Below are 20,949 nucleotides of genomic sequence, written 5' to 3' on the forward strand. Positions count from 1 at the left end.
TTAAGATTATTCTGGTTTTAATACCTTAAATATAGCTTTTTATTAGGGACATTCTTTTTTTATATAAGATAACGATTGTGATTCACTTTATTATTATGGTGTGGCTTGTTCTATAGCTTGTCCAAGTAATAAATGATGGCTACATTTAGCTCTTACACCGTGATTCCTAAATAGACATCTTTAGTTTCACATGGATGTTAGTTGTACTATAATGTCCATAATCTTTGAAGATGTCATGCAAGTATGGACCCCAAGAATATTTTATCTGATTTAGGGTAAATAATATTATCGGAATTGGAGATGATGCCCTTGGTAGAACGCAGGATGTTAAAGATACGTGGAGAAGTTATCGAAATATCTTCCAGGTATTGTGAGAAATATAGAAAATGGAACTGTACTGCTAAACTTCCCAATAGTTCCTTAATAGCTTATTGCCGTGATAAGAATAAGCTTCGTGCTGAGACAGTTTCTATGAGCAGGTTATTAATTACTTATGATGACTATAAAATTGTATGAGATGTAATGGAATTAATAAATAGATAGGGACAAGGCGCACAACCTCGAAGATGATGGTTGGGCGCCTTTTTTATTGAATAATATTTAATGCTATGTTTCATTTATCTGCGAAATCGGGAATATATCTTCGGAAATGGAGATATATCATCGAAAACTCCTAATTAATCTACAAATTATACAATTTATCGATTTTTCGACAAAAACTCTTTTTTAAAAAAAGCTATTTTATTAATAAAAAGCAACGAAATTGTCAAAAAAATATCAGAAAATACTGAAAAGGATAGTAAAATTATGTTAATATATTTAAAAAAGTGTTATTTTCTAACAAATAATGAATAATTTATTGTTAAGGATATCCAATAAGAAAAAGGAAAGTTTAGATACCAGAGTGCAATGCCATTTGGCTGTGTAGGGCCCGGTCCATTTTATAAGCAGGGAAATGGCCTTAAAGTTTTTGCGACAATAAACTGTATAGGAGTTGGTAGAATGGTTAGTATTAAGGGATATGGAAAAGCGACACAAGAATCAGTGAATAATTTTCAGAAATATGTGGGATTTGAAATCCCTGGAGATTATAAACATTTTCTCCTTACCCATAATGGCGGCACAACTGCCGTGCAAAACAGTAAGTTTTATGTAGATGCATTAGACACACTCGTTTGCTTAAATGTACTTTATGGGTTAGAGCTTCCGGATAAAGAACTGGATTTACAGAAATGGCATGAAGAAAACAGAGAAGACTTACATAAGAATTGCATTATTATAGGTAATGATACGTGTACAGGTAAAATCTTGCTGATAGATAACGAAGAGGAAAAGGGAGTTTACTTCTGGGATCAGGGGTGGTATTCCGATCCATCAAGCCAGGATGAAAATATTTATAAAGTTGCAGAGAGTTTTAATTCCTTCATTGAGGGATTGAAAATCCCGGAGGAAATCTAATTTTATTTGAATCCCCTTGATTGGCTCAGACCATTCAAGGTTTTTTATTGTAAATTCAATAACAAGATTGATGATATGTAAGAGTGATAGTAAGGATTGTTATGTTAAAGAGGTGAAGAAAATGTATAAAATCTTATTGATTGAAGATGATGTCAAAATAGCTGGAATCTTGGTCAATTATATAAAAAGGTATGGATATGAGGTTTTTGAAGTTAAGCAATTGGACAAAGTATTTGCGGAGTTCCAGGAGATAAGGCCAGATTTGGTTTTATTGGATATCAATCTGCCATATTATGATGGTTTCCATTGGTGCCGACTAATAAGGACGGTTTCAAAGGTTCCCATCATATTTATCTCTGCAAGGACAGATGAAATGAACCAAGTCATGGCCATTGAATATGGGGGAGATGATTATTTAACAAAACCGTTTCATTTGGAAGTGGTACTAGCGAAAATAAAGAGCGTCCTACGCAGGGTTTATGGTGAATATGCTGAAATATCTTCATTCCAACAACAAGTAAAGGAAATGGATGGATTAACGCTTTATACGGAAAAAGCGATGATCGAATATCAACACAATCAGGTAACGTTAACTCAAAATGAGTTGAAATTATTGAGTTGTTTACTACGACAGTATGACACCATTGTCTCGCGTGAAGATTTACTTGAAGCACTTTGGAATGATGATTCATTTGTTGATGACAATACTTTGACTGTCAATGTCACTAGAGTGAGGAGAAAACTTGAGGATATTGGCGTAACGCATGCCATAACAACCAGCAGGGGAAAAGGATATCGACTAAAAATAGTGCAAGGTGAAGAAAAGTGAAGCTAAAATCCTACATTAAAGACCGTCTTTATTTTATATTTTATACTGTTCTATTGGGAAGCCTGCTTATTATTGCTTATGCATTAGCCGTTTTGGAAGCGGGAAATCAGATATCGATTTCCAATATCATCTATTTATTTATTCTCGCGTTGTTTTTGATGTTACTATTTTTAGCGATAGATTACATAAGGCATTACCGTTTTCTTAATCAGTTAGTAAGGATGAAGCAAGAACCGAGCTTGACGTTTGAATATGTCGAAGCCTTTAGGGATCCCCTGTCAAATGAACAAAAATTGTGGATTGAGCTTTTTCAACAAATGAACCAGGCTACGATAGAACAATTACAAGAACAGATCAATCAGAAGGAGCAATATGAACTGTTGATTCACCAATGGGTACATCAAATGAAGACACCTGTTTCCGTCATTTCTTTACTGGTTCAAGAAGGGAAAAGGACATTTTCGAATGAGTCGATGAAGGATTATCTTAAAGAGATTGAAGAAGAAAATGATCGTTTTCGTAGAGGGCTGGAAATTATCTTGCATGGAGCAAGGCTGCAGCGTTTTTCAGAGGATGTAAAATCGGAGCGGGTTGACTTGATTAATCTAGTCAAGCAAGTGATTAACGAGGAAAAGAAACAGTTCATCAAACGGTTCATTTATCCTAGACTTGACACGGAGCATGAGAATTTATATGTGCATTCGGATCGTAAGTGGCTTCACTTTGCCATTAGTCAGGTGGTCTTTAATGCACTGAAGTATTCAAGGCAGGGAGAGCATGACAGCATAACATTCAACATTGTTGAAAAAAAGTCAGAGGTTTTACTTAGGATAACGGATCAGGGCATTGGAATTGTCCCACATGATGTAAAACGAGTGTTTGATCCATTTTTTACAGGAGAGAACGGGCGGGCCCAACAAGAGTCAACTGGAATGGGACTATATCTAGTGAAGGAAATCGTTAACAGACTTGGGCATGGGATTACCATACAATCGACTGTATCCGAAGGGACTACAGTGGAGTTTCTCTTTAATACAAATACCTTATATGAAAGGTGACAAAATTGTAAGGCTGTTAAGCGGTTATGTAATAAACTTCGATGGGAGCCTCCCACTATATTCATTATACTTGTGGTAAGAAAGGGAGGTATGCAGGATGTCGATTTTAAAAGCGGAGCAATTATCCAAAACTTATTTTCAAAAGCAGGGGAATTTATTTCATAAAGCGTTAGATAATTTCACCATGAATGTACAGAAAGGGGAATTTGTCGGAGTGATGGGTCCATCGGGCAGCGGGAAAACCACTCTGCTTAATTTAATGGCCACGATTGATAAGCCCACCACCGGGAAAGTCATTCTAAATGATCAAAATCCTAATGAATTAAAAAATCAGGACCTGGCTTTGTTTCGAAGGAGGGAGATTGGATTTGTTTTTCAAGACTTTAATCTTCTTGATACACTTACCGTTCGCGAAAATATCCTCCTTCCTTTAGCGTTAGATCATTATAAACTCGATGAAATGGAAAATAGGGTAAATCAGTTGGCACACCTTCTGGGGATTGAAGGGATTTTAGAAAAACGGACTTTTGAAATATCCGGAGGTCAGCAGCAACGAACGTCGTGTGCAAGAGCGATGATTCATGAACCATCCATTATTTTAGCAGATGAACCTACAGGTAATTTGGATTCCAAGTCTGCCAAGCAGGTAATGGATACCCTCACGACACTCCAGGAGAAAAAGGGAGCAACAATCCTCATGGTCACTCATGACCCGACTGCCGCCAGTTTCTGTGACCGGGTTTTATTCATAAAGGATGGCAAGTTCTTTTCGGAGGTTCATAATGGAGGGGAAATACAGAGCTTCTATCATAGGATTTTAGATACGTTAAGTGTTTTGGGAGGAGTCTATCATGAACATTCGACTTCTCGCTAAGAGAAACATCCAAGGAAATGCCCAACGTTATCTTGCTTATTTTTTCAGTATCGTACTTTCCGTCTCAATCTTTTTTATTTATGCATCATTTATCTTTCATCCTGATGTGGTCCATACTAATATCCCTGGGGGAAAGCTTATTAGTAAGGGGCTCATTGCTGCTGAAATTGTGATCATCATATTTTCGGTTTTCTTTATAGCTTATTCGAATGCCGCATTTTTACAGCCGCGAAAAAAAGAGTTTGGTTTGCTCACACTACTTGGAATGTCCAAATCCCAACTTAGAAAACTGATTTACCTGGAGCAAACGATCGTTTCCCTCATATCAATCATGATTGGGGTAGGATTGGGGTTTTTGTTCTCAAAGTTATTCTTAATGACAGTTTCTTGGTTATTGGCTGTAGAACAACCATTATCGTTTGTCTTTGTCCCTAAGGCCTTCATATATACGATTGTTGGTTTCATTTTATTATTTCAGCTATTATCGCTACTTTCATTGTTTTACATTGGAAATGCAGAAGTGGTCGATTTACTAAAAGATAAACAAAAACCAAAAAAGACGCCCATTGTTTCAAAGTGGTTAATTGCACTATCAGTTGTTTGCTTAAGCATTTCTTATTATTTGGCAGTCACGATGTCAATGAACAATTCATATATTCGGGTATTGCCCATTTTAATATTCATACTGATCGGAACCTATTTTTTATTCAGTCAAAGTATTGTCGCTCTATGCAGAAGGCTTTATCAGAAGAAGAAAAGCTTGTACAATGGAACGAATTTAATTAACCAAACAAACCTGATATTTAATATTAAGGATTATTCCAGGTTATTCTTTTTAACCTCGATCATTACGGCCGTCATTTTGACAGCTGCAGGAACACTTTTCATGTTCAGTGCAGATTTAAAGAAGCAAGGGGTGGATAACATTCCACAATCAATTGGCTGGGTTGAAAATGACGCTTCCATCTATTCCGTCATTGAACCATCCGAAGTAGAGAAAACTTTAAAGGAAGATGGATTCAAGATCCTTTACAAAGTAAATATGACAGGTGTGCCCATCACTCACATGCTTCCCCATATGAGAACGGGAGAACCCAGTGAAAATAGGTCATTATTAATCTCGGAAAGTGATTATAACAAAGCGGCAACTTTGCGAAAATTAGATTCCGCAAAGTTATCTGGAAAAGAAGCGTTATACGTTTTTCCTTATGGAGGGGGACTGGATTATCAATTCGTCCAAAATGGCGAACAAAAGGAGCTTCACTATGGTAAACAAATCATACGGGTTACAATGGCGGGTCAGCGCAATCATTCCATAATCGCTCCCATCAAATCAGCAACCACCCTGATGGTGGTCGATGATCAGCTGTATAATGAAATAACTGCTGATATGCCTTTAAAAGAGATGGTAAGAGTACGCGGGTACGAAGTGAAAGATTGGGAAGAATCGATGGAAACCTCTGGGGAAATCGAAAAAATGTCTAACAATCCTGACCATCAATTGCAAACAAGAGCACCTATTTATCATAAAATGAAACAAGGTAGCATATTGATCTTATTTATCGGTTTGTTTGTCAGTTTATTATTCTTTATCGTCCAAGGAAGCATGATGTACCTGCGAGTTTTTACGAATTTAGAAGATAAGAAGATCCAAATTCATGCCCTTCATCGATTGGGTCTAACAAAAAAAGAAATACAGCAAATTTTAAGTGCGGAAATACGCATCCTCTTTTTCGCTCCTTTTGTGATAGGGATGATGCATGCCATAGTTGCCTACGTGGCATTAAGCAATTTATTGGGCTCCAATTTGTTTGGTTATTCGGCCATGGTCATCGCTACGTATTTTCTTCTTCAACTGCTATATTATCAAGTAACTAAAAAAATGTATGAGCGGGCAGTCATCAATTCGATTAAATAAAGCTATCAAAATGGAATCAGGGGATAATCTTCTGATTCCATTTTTCATTAAAAGGAAAACTTCTCTTTTGAATTGGCGTTTCCCTTAATGATAAATCAGTTAATATGTACTATTGAAAGAGAGTAATCCGATTTTTCTTGCACCTGAATATGAAAAATGTAAATTTTGGTGTGATTTTACTGATGGCACCTCTAGATTCTTGTAATATTTTCATATAAAGGGTAAAATTATTTATTTCATGAGGAAATATCGAGTTCGACGACTTTTGATTTTTCATATTCTCATATGAAATTATATTAATATAATAAACTATATAGGTAAAAAAAATGTTTTATTTGAAATATTTAGTATTGGATTTAATGTAGATTAAAATTTAAAAAGTTATAGGATCAAAAAAGTGGCGAAACTATCAAAAAAGAAGTGGGTAATCTGTTAATTACTTGATTAATTATAGTATGATATGCCTGCAGTTATGGAGAATATTAGATTTTTCTCTATTTCTTTGTCCCTTTATATAGTAAACTCAAAATAGGTTCGTTAACTTTTAGCTGCTAGAGATGAGGTAAGTTTAATCCTATGAAAAATAAAAAGTTAAGGGCATTTCTTTATTTGAGTATTCTTTTATTAATTGTTTTCATTCTTCTAAATATGCTTTCTACATATTTAAGCATTAAAAATTCTGTGCAAAAATCCGTTGCTAATCAAAACTTGGTAGCTGCTAGATCTATTGCCGACTCAATGGATGTAGAGGCCTATCAGCGATTTCTTAATAACCAAGTAAAGAGCCGGGAATATAGGGATATAAAAGCTTACTTAGAGGATGCCCGTGAAAAAATAGGTGCATTATATGTTTATACAATCATGGTTGATAACCCGAAAGTATCCAAAGCCATGATTACTGGATTTTCTAAAGATCATAAAGGCGATTTTCCTATCGGCGGCGTATGTACTGTTCCTTCGGAGCAGGTCAAACAGGCGTATGAAGGCAAAAGCTTTATTACCGGGATTCTGGAAGATCCCGAATATGGGGAGTATTTGACTGTGGGTGTGCCAATGAAAAATCAAGATGGCACCATTATTGGTTTTTTGGGCATTGATGTGAGCGCAGAAGATATTAATGCCATTAACGGAAAGGTATTGAAAAGCAGCATTGCCATCCTTGTATATAATGGGGGATTTGTTATCATGTTGCTGGTTACCTTTTTTGTCCTTCAAAAATGGTATCAAAAAGAACTGACACGTGAAGTCGGGGATACGGAAGATACGTATCATTCGGAATTTCAATCGCTCATTGCTTCAGTCCGCTCATTAAGGCATGATTTTTCCAATCATATTCAGGTGATACATGGACTGCTTAAATTAGAGGAGAACTCAAAAGCGCTCGATTATTTAACTGGCCTTTCAAAAGAAGTGCATTCGATTGAATCAATGAAATTGGATGTGATACATCCGGGCTTATCTGTCCTGTTAGAGACGAAAAGGCTCTCGGCCCAGAATTATAACATCGATATTGAGATTGATGTTTCACACAAATCCTTCAATCGGGTCAAAACAATCGACTTGATTAAACTATTATCGAATGTCATCGATAATGCTATCGAGGCAACGATTGAATTGCCAGAGCATGAACGCCGAATGAATATTGCCTGCAAAGCTGATGATGAAAAGTATACGTTTATGGTCACTAATACCGGACCGATGATTTCCGAATTAGATCAGGAGAACATATTCGCCAGCGGATTTTCTACCAAAAAGGCACAAAAGGGAAAAATACGCGGACAAGGATTGTTCATCGTTAAAGACTTGGTTAACAGATATGATGGAGAGATTCATGTAAAATCCACTGAAAAAGAAACGACCGTTACGATGATGATACCTGTAAATGGAAGAATGGGCTGAACGGATAATCAAAGGGAAGCAGAATATTGATAAAAAAGGTATGATTCCTCAAAAAAAGAAGGAATCATACTTTTTTTCCGTTCTCGGGATTATATTATGTATTTCATTTTTTCCTTAATAGGTATCCATACAGAATTTATATTCTCAGCCGGTGTCCTATATCTTGCTAAATGCGTAAATGCAGCTGGGAACTTCATCTATATTTTCGGTATGTTATACTCTGGAAATCTAAGACAATAAAGCTGTACTATATGAAAAAAGAAGGCATTACAACCTTTTTAATGGATCAGTATTGAATGTGAATTAAGTGATTTCAAGATGACGATTAATCCGATAAAAAGGTGAATAAAAGAACCTGAACTGGACATAATGGGTAGATGTTTAGCTGCTTCCATCGGGATTATGATAAGATAGGGAAAAAATCATATAAGGCAGTGAGAATGTGAAACAACAAAAAGGAAAACTTCTCGTTATCATTGGACCGACTGCTGTTGGCAAGACAAAGATGAGCATTGAGATGGCAAAGTTATTTAATGGTGAAATTATCAGCGGAGACTCCATGCAGGTTTATAAAGGGATGGATATTGGGACTGCAAAAATCAAGAGGGAAGAAACAGAAGGAATTCCTCATTATTTACTTGATATCAAGGACCCTGATGAACCATTTAGTGCGGCAGAGTTCCAGGAGCGTGCTAATGCTTGTATCGAGGATATCCAAAGTAGAGGTAAACTCCCTATTATCGTCGGTGGAACAGGATTATACATACAATCGGTCATTTATGATTATCAATTTTCGGAAGCACCATCCGACCCTGTTTATAGGGAAGGACTCGAAAAACAGGTAAGGGAGATAGGGATCGATCCTGTTTTTGAACAATTACGTAAGGTTGACCCAGAAAGCGCGAATCGGATTCATCCTAATAATGTAAGAAGGGTGATTAGGGCACTTGAGATTTTTCATTGTACAGGTAAAACGATGAGTGAGCAGCTGAATGAACAGCCTACAGAATTGAAATATGATACGTGCATCATTGGATTGACAATGGAACGAGAAAAGCTGTACAAACGCATCGATCAACGTGTTGATGGGATGGTAGAAGAAGGCCTGATTCAAGAGGTGGAGTCATTTCATGAAAAAGGTTTAAGGGATTGCCAATCAATTCAGGCTATAGGCTATAAAGAAATCTATGATTTTTTTGATGGAAGAGCTTCATTGGATGAAGCGATTGAAACTTTAAAGCAGAATTCCCGTCGATATGCCAAAAGGCAATTAACTTGGTTTCGAAATAAAATGGATGTCATTTGGTTTAATATGACCGATTTAGAGGATTTTTCAAAAAAAATACATGAAATATCTGGATTTATAGCAGGAAAGCTTTTCAGTGAAGGCGAATACATAAATTTAGAGAGAAAAGAGGAGGACTAATACATGAAACAGTCAGTAAATATTCAAGATCAGTTTCTTAATCAATTACGGAAAGATGGTACGTATGTGACGGTATTTTTATTAAACGGGTTCCAGATTAGGGGACAAGTTAAGGGGTTCGATAATTTTACCGTTTTATTTGAATCGGAGGGCAAACAGCAGTTAGTCTTTAAACATGCGATCTCTACATTTGCTCCACAACGTAATGTTCAGATTGATTACGAAGTGAAGGAATAATCATATATATGAATGTGAAAAACAGGTTTCGCTTATAGCGACCTGTTTTTTTTTGCTTGCATTTCTCGGTTCTTTTTCAAAGAATCGATAATTTTACGCACCTGTTTTGAATATATATTAAGGGACGGATTATTTTCCGGGAAACCGCAGGAAATGACATTCTTCCATATAAATTGATGATCGGGAATGAAACTTGTCGTAAAAAATCCTCCAAGGAAAGAATCCTGTCAGAATAAGTCGCCGTTTGGAAGGGAATATGGCTAATTATACTGAAATCTTGGGTATTCACGAAAAGATATAATGAAATTCTCCGATGGGATAGTTTTGGCTATGCTACATATGCCTATTACCATCATAAATTGAATGAAAATTGTGGAGTCAGGGGCCAAGATGGAGAGGTGAATGCATTGGAACAACCGATCCGTATGAAAAATAACGGGCAAATCAATATTGTGTTTAATGCTGAAAACAGAAAAGCGCTACAAAAGGATCTGCCGATAAAAGAAATTTTGGTGCAAGAAATCCCCCACCAGCATGTGGCGTTGAAAGAAATTGAAGATGAACTGAAATCGCTGGTCGGAATGGAAGAAATGAAACGGATGATTAAAGAAATATATGCCTGGATTTACATCAATAAACAACGTGAGGCAAAGGGGCTGAAGACTGGCCGACAAGCACTGCATATGATGTTTAAAGGAAATCCCGGAACAGGGAAAACGACGGTTGCACGTTTAATCGGAAAGTTGTTTCAAAAAATGAATGTATTATCGAAAGGTCATTTAATTGAAGCGGAGAGAGCAGATTTGGTCGGGGAATACATTGGTCATACTGCCCAAAAAACAAGGGATTTAATTAAAAAGGCCATTGGAGGGATCTTATTTATTGATGAAGCCTATTCCTTGGGAAGAGGCGGCGAAAAGGATTTTGGTAAAGAAGCCATAGATACCCTTGTCAAGCATATGGAGGATCGTCAGCATGAATTCATATTGATCCTTGCTGGATATTCGAGGGAAATGGATTATTTCCTCAGTCTTAACCCTGGCCTTCATTCTAGATTCCCGCTTGTTGTTGATTTTCCGGATTATACGATCGATCAGTTAATGGAAATAGCCGATCGGATGTTGCAGGAAAGGGAATATCTAATGAATCAGGATGCCGAAAGGAAATTAAAAGAACATTTAATCATATTACGATCATTCCGGGGGCCTATTTCATTTTCTAACGGACGTTATATCCGCAATGTACTTGAAAAGACGATTAGGGCGCAGGCGATGCGGCTTTTACTGGAGGATTCGTTTGAAAAAACCGATTTACTGACGCTTACCAGCCAAGATTTGATTTTTGAGGATGATGAGAAAGAATGACATAGAAAAGCCCACCAAGATGGCGGGCTTTTCAATTTATGTTTTCGGCACCCATTTTTTATTAGGAAGATGCCAATTATTAGTGTAAGAAAGGATTCGCAATATCGTAATGACGGCAAAGAGCGAATAAAGCTGCCAAGACTGGGATAATACACCACTGCCTAAAGCCAAGCCTGCAATGATGGCCCATACTACGTAGATTTCTTTCCTGAAGACCAGTGGCTTTCTTCCGGCAAGCACGTCACGGATTATCCCTCCGCCGCAACCGGTTAATGCAGCAGATACAATGACGGCACTTATTGGATGATTAAGTTCCACGGCATACATCGCGCCTTGGATGGCAAAGGCTGAAAGGCCAATGGCATCACTGAGGTTTCCCCATCTGTCCCAGTGCCTTGAAAGGTTTGTGGGAAAAACAAAAACGATGGTGATGGATACTAAAGCGATGGCAAAATAGAAACTCTGATCCCATAACGCTGAAACGGGGACACCTATAAGCAGATTACGGATTGCCCCTCCGCCAAAGGCGGTTATGATTCCTAAAATATATACTCCTAAAATATCATACTCTTCTTCCATGGCTATGATGGTCCCGCTAATGGCGAATGCAATCGTACCTATGAAGCTTAATACTTCCCATGTCATATGAATGTCCCTCGATGTCTTTTCGATTTTGATGGTAAAGCCAATATGATTTTAGCATGTTATCGGAATTTTTAAAACGGGTAAAAGCTTTGTTTTCAGGAAATTTTTATATATTCACTTTTTTTGTTATGATTAACAAAAATCTTCGAGAAGGTGGTGCATGTGATTTGGAACAAACAATAAAGGAAAAGGCCGTGTTGATTGGATGTCAAACAACAGAGGCTAACGAACGTTTTGAATATTCACTCGATGAGCTGGCTTCATTGGCGAAGACGGCCAATGGTGAGGTGTTAATGACCATTACCCAGAAAAGGGAAAGCGTCGATCCGGCTACATATATAGGAAAGGGAAAAGTGGAGGAGCTTCGGAATCTGGAAGAGGAGCTTGAGCCGGATTTATTTATCTTTAATGATGAACTTTCCCCGAGCCAGATTCGGAACCTCTCGAAACAATTGGAGGCAAGGATCATTGACCGGACACAGCTTATTTTGGATATATTTGCTCAGCGGGCGCGTTCCAGAGAAGGGAAGCTGCAGGTTGAACTTGCTCAGCTCCAATATTTATTACCGCGTTTGGTCGGACAGGGGACGGAAATGTCCAGGCTTGGAGGCGGAATAGGCACCAGGGGACCAGGAGAAACGAAGCTGGAAAGCGACCGTCGACACATTCGTGGGAAAATAGATGAAATCAAGCAACAATTAAGCGGCATAGTGAAGCATCGAGAACGCTATCGTGATAGAAGGAAACGTAATAAGACCTTTCAAATTGCCCTTGTGGGATACACGAATGCAGGTAAATCAACGCTGTTCAACCGTTTGACGGAGGCGGATTCATTCGAAGAGAACCAGTTATTCGCTACACTGGATCCCATGACGCGAAAAGCCATTCTTCCTAGCGGATTTACCGTGCTGCTGACGGATACGGTTGGATTCATTCAAGATTTGCCGACATCATTAATCGCCGCATTCCGCTCCACCCTGGAAGAAGTGAAAGAAGCGGATCTATTGCTCCATGTGGTGGATTCATCAAGCACGGATTACTTTAATCATCAGAAAACGGTGCATGATTTGCTAAATGACTTAGAAGTCCCTTCCATTCCACAGCTAACATTGTATAATAAGAAAGATAGGATTCACGCTGATTTCGTAAGGTCAGGCAGTCGTGCTTCATTAATGATCAGTGCCTATGAACAATCGGACCTGAATCAAATCATGGAAGAAATTGAAAAGTACGTGATTGAAGAAATGGTCCCGTATTATGTTTTCCTGCCGTCGAGTGAGGGTAAACTATTATCACAGCTGAAAAATGAAACCATATTGCGCACTCTCTCCTTTAATGAAGAATCGGAAAGATATGAATGCAAAGGTTTTTGTCTAGCTGATCATCCATTAACCGGACAGCTGGAGAAATATTCATTATAAAGGGGAATTTTGATGTATCAGCAGTTAACAAATGGAGAAGTGTTGAAAAACATTGCCCAGGAAGTGGAAGCAATGATTTCTCCGTTACATAAGCAAGTGGACGAACGTATTGAAGAAAATCAATTTCGTGTATTACAAAGTTATCAAGCACATAGAGTGAGTGATTCCCATTTCATCCCGACTACAGGGTATGGATACGATGATATGGGCCGCGATACGCTTGAATTGATATATGCAGATGTTTTTGGTGCAGAAGCTGGATTGGTGCGCCCGCAAATTATTTCAGGCACACACGCCATCTCCACTGCCCTGTTCGGGATATTGCGCCCAGGTGATGAATTGTTATACATAACAGGAAAGCCGTATGATACTTTGGAAGAGATTGTCGGTATAAGGGGATCGGGTATCGGATCTTTGCGCGATTTTCAAATTAGCTATAAGGCCGTTCCGTTAGCGGAAACTGGATCAGTTGATTTCGAAGCCGTCAAACAAGCCATTCAGCCAAATACGAAGATGATCGGCATACAACGTTCAAAAGGGTATGCTACACGTCCTTCCTTTACGATTGATGAAATTAAGGAAATGATTTCTTTTGTTAAAAACATTAACCCGGAAATAGTCGTGTTCGTGGACAATTGTTATGGAGAGTTTGTTGAGACGCAAGAACCATGTCATGTCGGAGCGGATTTGATGGCTGGTTCACTCATTAAAAACCCAGGTGGCGGGATAGTGAAAACAGGTGGATACATTGTTGGTAAAAAGGACCTGGTTGAAGCTTGCTCTTATCGATTAACATCACCCGGAATAGGTGCGGAAGCGGGTGCGTCGCTTTATAGTCTGCAGGAAATGTACCAAGGATTCTTCCTTGCACCACATGTCGTGGGCCAAGCTGTTAAAGGAGCCATGTTCACAGCAGCCTTTTTAGAAAAAATCGGTATGAATACCTATCCTAAATGGGATGCTAAGCGCACTGATTTGATTCAATCCGTCCAATTTGATGACCGGGATAAAATGGTTGCCTTCTGTCAGGCCATCCAATATGCATCACCGATCAATTCCCATGTGACACCATATCCAGCCTATATGCCAGGATATGAAGACGATGTAATCATGGCTGCGGGCACTTTTATACAGGGAGCCAGCATTGAACTGACGGCAGATGGTCCGACAAGGGCTCCATATGTAGCCTACGTTCAGGGTGGCTTGACTTACGCCCATGTTAAAATTGCAGTATTGACTGCCGTGAATGCGCTAATGGATAAAAAACTGATTCAATTATAAATGTTGCATAATGGGAATCCAAATCAATTGGGTTCCTGCAAAATAAACAATAGTCATAATATTTGAGTAGTTACAAATCATTTAACTTTTCTGAAAAAAACACGTTATAAAATGTAACATCATATTGACAAGTTTAATAACATGATATATGATTATTTTAAGATAAACAAAAGGAGGATGCTAAGAATGAGCGGCAACAACATTCGGCGTTCGATGCCTCTTTTTTCCATCGGAATCGTCATGCAGCTAACTGAGTTGTCTGCACGCCAAATTCGGTATTACGAAGAGCATCAACTTATTACTCCTATGAGAACAGATGGAAATCGTCGGGTTTTTTCTTTAAACGATATCGATCGACTGCTTGAGATTAAAGATTTAATCGAACAAGGAGTCAATCTGGCCGGCATAAAAAAGATTTTCACTGTAAAGGAACAGAATTTACCTAAAACTCAAGATTTAGAACAAGCGGAAAAAATAAGACAGGACCTTAGTGACGAGGAGCTTCGCAAGCTTCTGCGTGCCGAGCTTTTACAAGGAAGTAAGCATCGAACATCTCTTCGACAAGGGGATATGTCTCGTTTTTTCCAATAAAAAATATGATTTATGAATGATTATTAGGGGGAATAGAAATTGGCAAAGTTCACACGTGAAGACATCACTCGTTTAGCGAAAGAAGAAAATGTTAAGTACATCCGTTTACAGTTTACTGACATTTTAGGGACGATAAAAAACGTTGAAATCCCAGTCAGTCAATTAGAGAAAGCACTTGATAATAAAATGATGTTTGACGGATCTTCCATTGAAGGATTCGTCCGTATCGAAGAGTCTGATATGTACCTATATCCTGATTTAAATACATGGGTTATCTTCCCTTGGACTTCGGAAAAAGGTAAAGTTGCACGTTTGATCTGTGATATCTACAATACGGATGGAACACCATTTGATGGGGATCCCCGTGCTAACCTAAAACGCGTTCTTGCAGAAGCAAGAGAAATGGGCTTCACAGATTTCAATCTTGGACCTGAGCCTGAATTCTTCTTATTCAAACTGGACGCAGCAGGCGAACCTACTCTAGAATTGAACGATAAAGGCGGATACTTTGACCTTGCACCTACTGACCTAGGAGAAAACTGCCGTCGTGATATCGTGCTTGAGCTTGAAGAAATGGGATTTGAAATCGAAGCTTCCCACCATGAAGTAGCTCCAGGACAACATGAAATTGACTTTAAATACGCAGATGCAATCTCAGCTTGTGATAACATCCAAACATTTAAATTGGTTGTTAAGACGATTGCCCGTAAACATGGTTTACACGCAACATTCATGCCAAAACCATTGTTCGGTGTTAATGGATCTGGTATGCACTGTAACGTTTCTCTATTCAAAGGAAACCAAAATGCATTTTATGATAAAGAAGGAAAATTGGAATTAAGTAAAACAGCTGAGCAATTCATCGCTGGTATCATTAAGCATGCTCCAAGCTTCACAGCGGTAACAAACCCAACTGTTAACTCATACAAACGTCTAGTTCCTGGTTACGAAGCTCCTTGTTATGTTGCATGGTCCGCTAAAAACCGCAGCCCATTAATTCGTATCCCAGCTTCACGTGGAGTGAGTACTCGCGTAGAGGTACGTAGTGTCGATCCAGCAGCAAACCCATACTTGGCTCTTGCTGTTCTGCTAAAAGCTGGTCTTGACGGAATCAAAAACGACTTGACTCCTCCAGCTCCAGTAGACCGCAACATCTATGTTATGAATAAAGAAGAACGTGAAGAAGTAGGCATCGTTGATCTACCAGCTACTTTATATGCTGCATTGGAAACATTAAAATCTGATGAAGTAATCAAAGAAGCGTTAGGCGAACACTTACTTGAACACTTCATCGAAGCAAAAGAAATCGAGTGGGATATGTTTAGAACACAAGTTCACCCATGGGAACGCGAACAATATATGTCAATGTATTAATATCTCAAACCCTTGGCACCTTTGGTGTCAGGGGTTTTTTATTTGGTGGGCAAATCCAAGTTATTTAAATGAAGTGGATATATGCCCACTATTTGCCCACCAAAATCAGCAAAAAAATTAATCGATTATTCCCTTGGTGTATTCCTCAAACTTGTCCATATTTTTCTTTTCGAGTTTTTTGCTTATATGGGCGTAAACATCAGCAGTAATAGCAAGGCTGCCATGACCTAATCTTTCCTGAACATATTTCATATCGGCTCCAGCTTCTAACTGGAGCACTGCATGTGTATGACGTAAGGAGTGGATGGGAAGAGAAGGCAACTCAGCTTTTTTTAGGATACGGCTGAATGCGTTAAATAAGGTAGACTTTGGCATGAAGCTGCCATCATCCCTACTAAGAACTAGATTTAGATCATGGTGATATAATTCATTCAAGGCTAGTTTATGTTGGTTTTGATGCCGTAGGTGATGTTGAAGTACTTGAGTGAGTGTCTGGCTAATGGAAATAATCCGCTTGGAGTTAAATGTTTTTGGATCACCGAACAGTTCTTGTTTGGATTTAGCTGTAAAATCTAGAGTTTTTGTAATAGAAATGGTTTGTTCTTTTAGATCAATATCGTTCCATTGCAAGGCAGCAGCTTCGCCTTTACGCATTCCTGTTTCGATAAGCAGACGGAAAAATATCCAATAATTGTAGCCATATTGATGTGCGGTTTGTAGAAAGAGGGGGATCTGATCGCTTTCCAAATATTTAATTCCTTTTTCTTTTGGTTTCCCTTTGATAGTTACTCCTATACAAGGGTTTTTCTGTATTTTCCCAATTGTAACGGCTTTACTCATAGCGTTTGACATTGTACTGTGAATAATCTCTACCGTTCTACGACTATATCCTGCTTCGTGTATGTAATTCAAAAACTTTTGATACATAACAGGCTTAACATCGCTTAATAATATATCCTTGAAATGCGGAAGGATATGATTTCTGATATTTACTTCGTGAAGTTCAAAGGTATTTTTACGAACTGACCCTTTCTTATATTCATGAAGCCATTCGTTTAGAAAGGTTTTTAGTAGGATAGGTTTCTGTTCTAGCCCTTCACCTAAATGTATCTCCATTTCTCTTGCAGCCAATTGGGCTTCTTTCTTCGTTTTAAACCCACCCTTCATTTTTTCCTTTTGGGATTGAGAGAAGGGGTCTTTATATTTTATTCGATATTCCCAATTATCTCCACGTTTTCTAAAGCTGGCCATAATTATCTCCTCCAATATAAATAGAATAAAATTTGCTTGTTGTGGACGGGAAATGGGGAGCTAAGACAAAGGCGGCCATTGTCACGATAAAAAAAGGTGCAAAAGGCAACCTTACTTGGATTCTGCAGGCTGCGCTTTACACCGAAGGATATAACCCTGGATCACTGGATTCCATCTTTGGAAAAGGTACTGAAACAGCATTAGAAAAGTTCCAGAAAGCCAAAAAGATTACTGCAAATAAGAAGGCAGGTAAAGGTACTTTTGCTGAATTGTTTGCTTCATAATCAAAAGTCCTTACTCGTTTTGAGTAAGGGCTATTTTGTTTAGTAGGTTAAATAATAGCATTTATATGTATAACCTCTGAATTCGATGTTTTGAGTATTTCACAAATATCACTAGACACTTTCATGATTTTCTTAATTGTGTAATCTATTTCTTTACTTTTTTTTTCTGTATGGGTTAGATAGGCTTACATGCATATAGTTATCTTTAAAAGTATAAATAACATACGTATCTTGGTATTGAAAAATTTCGACTTTACATTCATCGCCATTTATTTTTTTCATATTATAACAGATATCTAGATTCTCTTTTGTAATATTTATTAGTTTCAAGTGAATTCCTCCTTTTTAAATCAGTATATACAAACACTTGTTCGTAATCATTTTGAAAAAGAACGATTGTTCTTATAAAATTGTAGTAACAAATACAATGACTTGGGGTGGAATGAAAATGAACGCCATTTTTACGCCTGTTCCTAAACCAGTGAAAAAAACTAAAAGTAAGAAACGACGAACCCAACATTGAAAGGGTCTCAGCTACTAAACGTGTGCCTAAACACTTAGAACGAGATGAATGGGATTTGGAAGAAGTGGCATATACCCTAAATGAAACAAAAGAAAATAAGGAGATAAAGGACTATCTTATTTACCAATTTGAGCAACAACTTAGAGGTGAGGTTACCGAAAATGGATGCTAATACAAAACTAATCCATATCAGAGATACAAAGATGGACGTCCATAAAGTCCACTTTTTGGACATACTAAATGTTATTAGTGTTGAATAGTGATCTGTTGGAATAGACAAAAGTTGTAATTTATTTGTAAAAAAATTGTAATTTAATAGAAATATATGTTATAATCTTCTTGTGTCAAAATTTGGTTATTGAGTATTGAAGGAGATGGAATATTTAATGTTGAAGAAATTATGTGTTGTAGGTACAATTTTTGCAGGTCTAACCATGGGGAATAGCGCTCTGGCAGCTGAAGTAGAAACGGAAACAACTATTACTAACATATCAGTTCTATCTGAAGTTAGCAGTGTAACTCCTGGTATTGCAACAGCTACAGCTGGTAAAACGATTAAAGTTACCTCCAAGATAAATGCAAAGAACCCACTTGTGGGATCTCCACATGCAACTGCTACTTCATCAGCAAGTGCAACCGAGGACTCTATCAGTGCAAAAGTTAGGGTATATACCAGTAAGGGAGGTTTACAAGGGTCAAAAGAAGATAAACAGTCTTACTCGAAGTATGCTGGGGCAACATATACTAGTAAATCTGGTTCATTGCCTTCTAAAGCTTTTGGCAATCATAATTATATTAAGAAAAGTTATAAGACTGTCAGGCATGAAACTGTGGATACATATTAAATAATAGAAGAAGTTAAGGCTGACATTAGTTAGCCTTAACTTCTTTTCTGGAGCGGGTTATATGAAAAAACAAATTATGGTAATAACGGCCATTTTATTAATTGGGATTTCAGGTTGGTTATTATATGATAATAACAAACCTGAAAAAACAAATGGAAATACAAAAGGAGTTCAACCAGGATTTGAGGAAGGTTCTAACACCATATCCTTCGGCCTATTAGATGAAAACGATAAAGTAGTAAATAACGGAAGTATACTAGAACCAAAGGAAAATAAGCTCGAGTATACCTTATCTCTATCTAATTTTATCGAAGTGGAAAGGGACTATGCATTAATTGTCCTTGATAACTTTAAACAAATTCCTTTTACAGTACAGGGAAAGCAGTACAATGTATATCCTTTTAATGCGAAGGCAAATAAAACCGTTGATTTCAAGACAAGTATTTCCGTTAAAAAAGATACAAGTGAAATTGATTATCTTGTTATTAAAAAACCTAATTATTTTACAGAGAAATTAGATATTCCAAAGATGCATTCATTACAAGAAATTTTACCTTTGCGCTTTCAGGTTAAGAACAACAGTCAGAAACAAAAAACAGCTACCTTTACTCCTGAAGAAATGTTTAACGAAGGACCAAACGATACCATATTTATAAGTAAACAAAAAGAGGAACTAACGATTCTTCCAACAGAAAGAAGTGGGGAAGATATTTATATATCCGTCGGAAATATTAATGAGGAAAAAGAAAACTACAATATTATTGCTTTAAGTAATTGGAAGCAAGTTCCTTTTGAAAATAATGAAGTAGTAGGTAATGTATTAGTTAATCCAGGTGAAAGAAAAGTTTTTAAATTTAAACTGCCATTTGTAAAGGCTAACTCGAATTTTCAAGTTATTGCTTTACCAAGACCCTATGAAGTTAGCGAAAAAGATTATGAGAGCACAAGAGCAGAGGGGTCAATGCGAGCGGTTATAAAACCCTAAATAGTATAATAATAGGACCGAACAGCTCATTAACCTTAGATATAAAAACAAATCAAATTCTCTGACAGTTTTTATCAAGTTGATAAAAATATATATGTTTGTCAGTTTGTCTGGATTTTTTGATGCTAGGTCTAGTAATTCAAAGTAATGTCCATACAGGTAGAGAAAAACTTCCTTAGCTTATTTGAAACCCTTCTCTAAATTGAGAAGGGCTTTTCTAAAGTATAGGTTTAACCTTCTTAACTAATTCCGTAATATCAATATCATCGTTATAAACCACTTGATCTATACGAAAATCCTTACTAGCTGCAAAGTTAATTTTAATTTGCTGAATCCACTCGTATGCCGTATTAGCAGCTGTCCAATCTGGATCTTTTCTATAGTCAGAGGGTACTATAGGGAAGCTTCCACTCTGTAAAAAATTTGTTTCTTTTGCATGCAAGTAAACCTTTATATTAATGTTCATTCATTTTGCTCTTTTCGGTTTAGTTTAGTAATTTATACATATAGTTTATATCAAGTTGCTCATAATAAGTGAGTTTATTTTGCCCGAAAAGTGCCCGATAAATGCCCGATTAAACATAATATTTTACTCTTGTTTATGCAGAATCAATTTTTGAAAAAGCTGTTAAACAGGCATTTGTGATGTTTTATGATGCTTGATTATGCTAAGAAGTATGTTCCGC

The 20,949-nt window shown here is 37.4% G+C and carries 19 protein-coding genes; 16 read left to right on the forward strand and 3 right to left on the reverse strand.

Annotated features, from left to right (window positions below; all coding sequences use genetic code 11):
* Positions 1-1,002 precede the first annotated feature (1,002 nt).
* From QUF78_RS09550 to spoVK, 9 genes are all read left to right on the forward strand, one after another.
* Positions 1,003-1,458 (forward strand): SMI1/KNR4 family protein, encoded by a 456-nt coding sequence (locus QUF78_RS09550; protein WP_289324454.1) that lies wholly within the window; start codon positions 1,003-1,005, stop codon positions 1,456-1,458.
* Positions 1,459-1,579: 121 nt separating this feature from the next.
* Positions 1,580-2,287: a response regulator transcription factor gene (locus QUF78_RS09555; protein WP_289324455.1), complete on the forward strand. Its 708-nt coding sequence runs from the start codon at positions 1,580-1,582 to the stop codon at positions 2,285-2,287.
* Entirely contained in the window at positions 2,284-3,345 is a 1,062-nt protein-coding gene (locus tag QUF78_RS09560; RefSeq protein ID WP_289324456.1) for a sensor histidine kinase, read from the forward strand. Before QUF78_RS09555 ends, QUF78_RS09560 begins: the two co-directional genes overlap by 4 nt.
* A gap of 97 nt (positions 3,346-3,442) precedes the next feature.
* Positions 3,443-4,219, forward strand: coding sequence for an ABC transporter ATP-binding protein (locus tag QUF78_RS09565; RefSeq protein ID WP_289324457.1), 777 nt, complete (start codon positions 3,443-3,445; stop codon positions 4,217-4,219).
* Positions 4,197-6,137 (forward strand): FtsX-like permease family protein, encoded by a 1,941-nt coding sequence (locus tag QUF78_RS09570; RefSeq protein WP_289324458.1) that lies wholly within the window; start codon positions 4,197-4,199, stop codon positions 6,135-6,137. Before QUF78_RS09565 ends, QUF78_RS09570 begins: the two co-directional genes overlap by 23 nt.
* A gap of 576 nt (positions 6,138-6,713) precedes the next feature.
* A complete protein-coding gene (locus QUF78_RS09575) occupies positions 6,714-8,036 on the forward strand; it encodes a sensor histidine kinase (RefSeq protein ID WP_289324459.1) in 1,323 nt (440 codons plus the stop codon).
* Between the two features lie 505 nt (positions 8,037-8,541).
* Positions 8,542-9,462 carry a tRNA (adenosine(37)-N6)-dimethylallyltransferase MiaA gene (gene miaA, locus QUF78_RS09580; protein ID WP_370017007.1) on the forward strand — a complete coding sequence of 307 codons (921 nt, stop codon included), beginning with the start codon at positions 8,542-8,544 and terminating at the stop codon, positions 9,460-9,462.
* 3 nt (positions 9,463-9,465) lie between these two features.
* Positions 9,466-9,699 carry an RNA chaperone Hfq gene (gene hfq, locus QUF78_RS09585; RefSeq protein ID WP_289317066.1) on the forward strand — a complete coding sequence of 78 codons (234 nt, stop codon included), beginning with the start codon at positions 9,466-9,468 and terminating at the stop codon, positions 9,697-9,699.
* 407 nt (positions 9,700-10,106) lie between these two features.
* Entirely contained in the window at positions 10,107-11,063 is a 957-nt protein-coding gene (spoVK, locus tag QUF78_RS09590; protein ID WP_289327278.1) for a stage V sporulation protein K, read from the forward strand.
* Between the two features lie 36 nt (positions 11,064-11,099).
* On the opposite strand, the gene QUF78_RS09595 is transcribed toward spoVK, so the two are convergent.
* Positions 11,100-11,708 (reverse strand): trimeric intracellular cation channel family protein, encoded by a 609-nt coding sequence (locus QUF78_RS09595; protein ID WP_289324461.1) that lies wholly within the window; start codon positions 11,706-11,708, stop codon positions 11,100-11,102.
* 128 nt (positions 11,709-11,836) lie between these two features.
* Between QUF78_RS09595 and hflX the strand changes: the two genes are divergently transcribed.
* The 4 genes from hflX to glnA all read left to right on the forward strand — a co-directional run bounded on the left by hflX (position 11,837) and on the right by glnA (position 16,375).
* Positions 11,837-13,129: a GTPase HflX gene (hflX, locus tag QUF78_RS09600; protein ID WP_289324462.1), complete on the forward strand. Its 1,293-nt coding sequence runs from the start codon at positions 11,837-11,839 to the stop codon at positions 13,127-13,129.
* A 12-nt stretch (positions 13,130-13,141) separates the two neighbouring features.
* Complete coding sequence (locus QUF78_RS09605) at positions 13,142-14,410, forward strand: methionine gamma-lyase family protein (protein ID WP_289324463.1); 1,269 nt, start codon at positions 13,142-13,144, stop codon at positions 14,408-14,410.
* Positions 14,411-14,596: 186 nt separating this feature from the next.
* A complete protein-coding gene (locus QUF78_RS09610; protein WP_053345434.1) occupies positions 14,597-15,001 on the forward strand; it encodes a MerR family transcriptional regulator in 405 nt (134 codons plus the stop codon).
* A gap of 39 nt (positions 15,002-15,040) precedes the next feature.
* Positions 15,041-16,375 (forward strand): type I glutamate--ammonia ligase, encoded by a 1,335-nt coding sequence (glnA, locus tag QUF78_RS09615; protein ID WP_289324464.1) that lies wholly within the window; start codon positions 15,041-15,043, stop codon positions 16,373-16,375.
* A gap of 117 nt (positions 16,376-16,492) precedes the next feature.
* Here glnA and QUF78_RS09620 read toward each other — a convergent pair whose 3' ends face one another.
* Positions 16,493-17,626 carry a site-specific integrase gene (locus tag QUF78_RS09620; RefSeq protein WP_289324465.1) on the reverse strand — a complete coding sequence of 378 codons (1,134 nt, stop codon included), beginning with the start codon at positions 17,624-17,626 and terminating at the stop codon, positions 16,493-16,495.
* A 41-nt stretch (positions 17,627-17,667) separates the two neighbouring features.
* On the opposite strand from QUF78_RS09620, the gene QUF78_RS09625 reads away from it, so the two are divergent.
* The 3 genes from QUF78_RS09625 (at position 17,668) to QUF78_RS09635 (ending at position 20,263) form a co-directional block, all read left to right on the forward strand.
* Positions 17,668-17,910 carry a peptidoglycan-binding domain-containing protein gene (locus tag QUF78_RS09625; RefSeq protein ID WP_289324466.1) on the forward strand — a complete coding sequence of 81 codons (243 nt, stop codon included), beginning with the start codon at positions 17,668-17,670 and terminating at the stop codon, positions 17,908-17,910.
* 957 nt (positions 17,911-18,867) lie between these two features.
* The gene (locus tag QUF78_RS09630) at positions 18,868-19,278 is read left to right on the forward strand and encodes a hypothetical protein (RefSeq protein ID WP_289324467.1); all 411 of its coding nucleotides are present in this window, start codon (positions 18,868-18,870) and stop codon (positions 19,276-19,278) included.
* Between the two features lie 61 nt (positions 19,279-19,339).
* Positions 19,340-20,263, forward strand: coding sequence for a hypothetical protein (locus QUF78_RS09635; RefSeq protein ID WP_289324468.1), 924 nt, complete (start codon positions 19,340-19,342; stop codon positions 20,261-20,263).
* 217 nt (positions 20,264-20,480) lie between these two features.
* Here the strand turns inward: QUF78_RS09635 and QUF78_RS09640 are convergent, their stop codons facing one another.
* A complete protein-coding gene (locus QUF78_RS09640) occupies positions 20,481-20,729 on the reverse strand; it encodes a hypothetical protein (RefSeq protein WP_289324469.1) in 249 nt (82 codons plus the stop codon).
* Positions 20,730-20,949: the final 220 nt, after the last annotated feature.

The sequence above is a fragment of the Peribacillus sp. ACCC06369 genome, assembly GCF_030348945.1.
Lineage (GTDB): Bacteria > Bacillota > Bacilli > Bacillales > DSM-1321 > Peribacillus.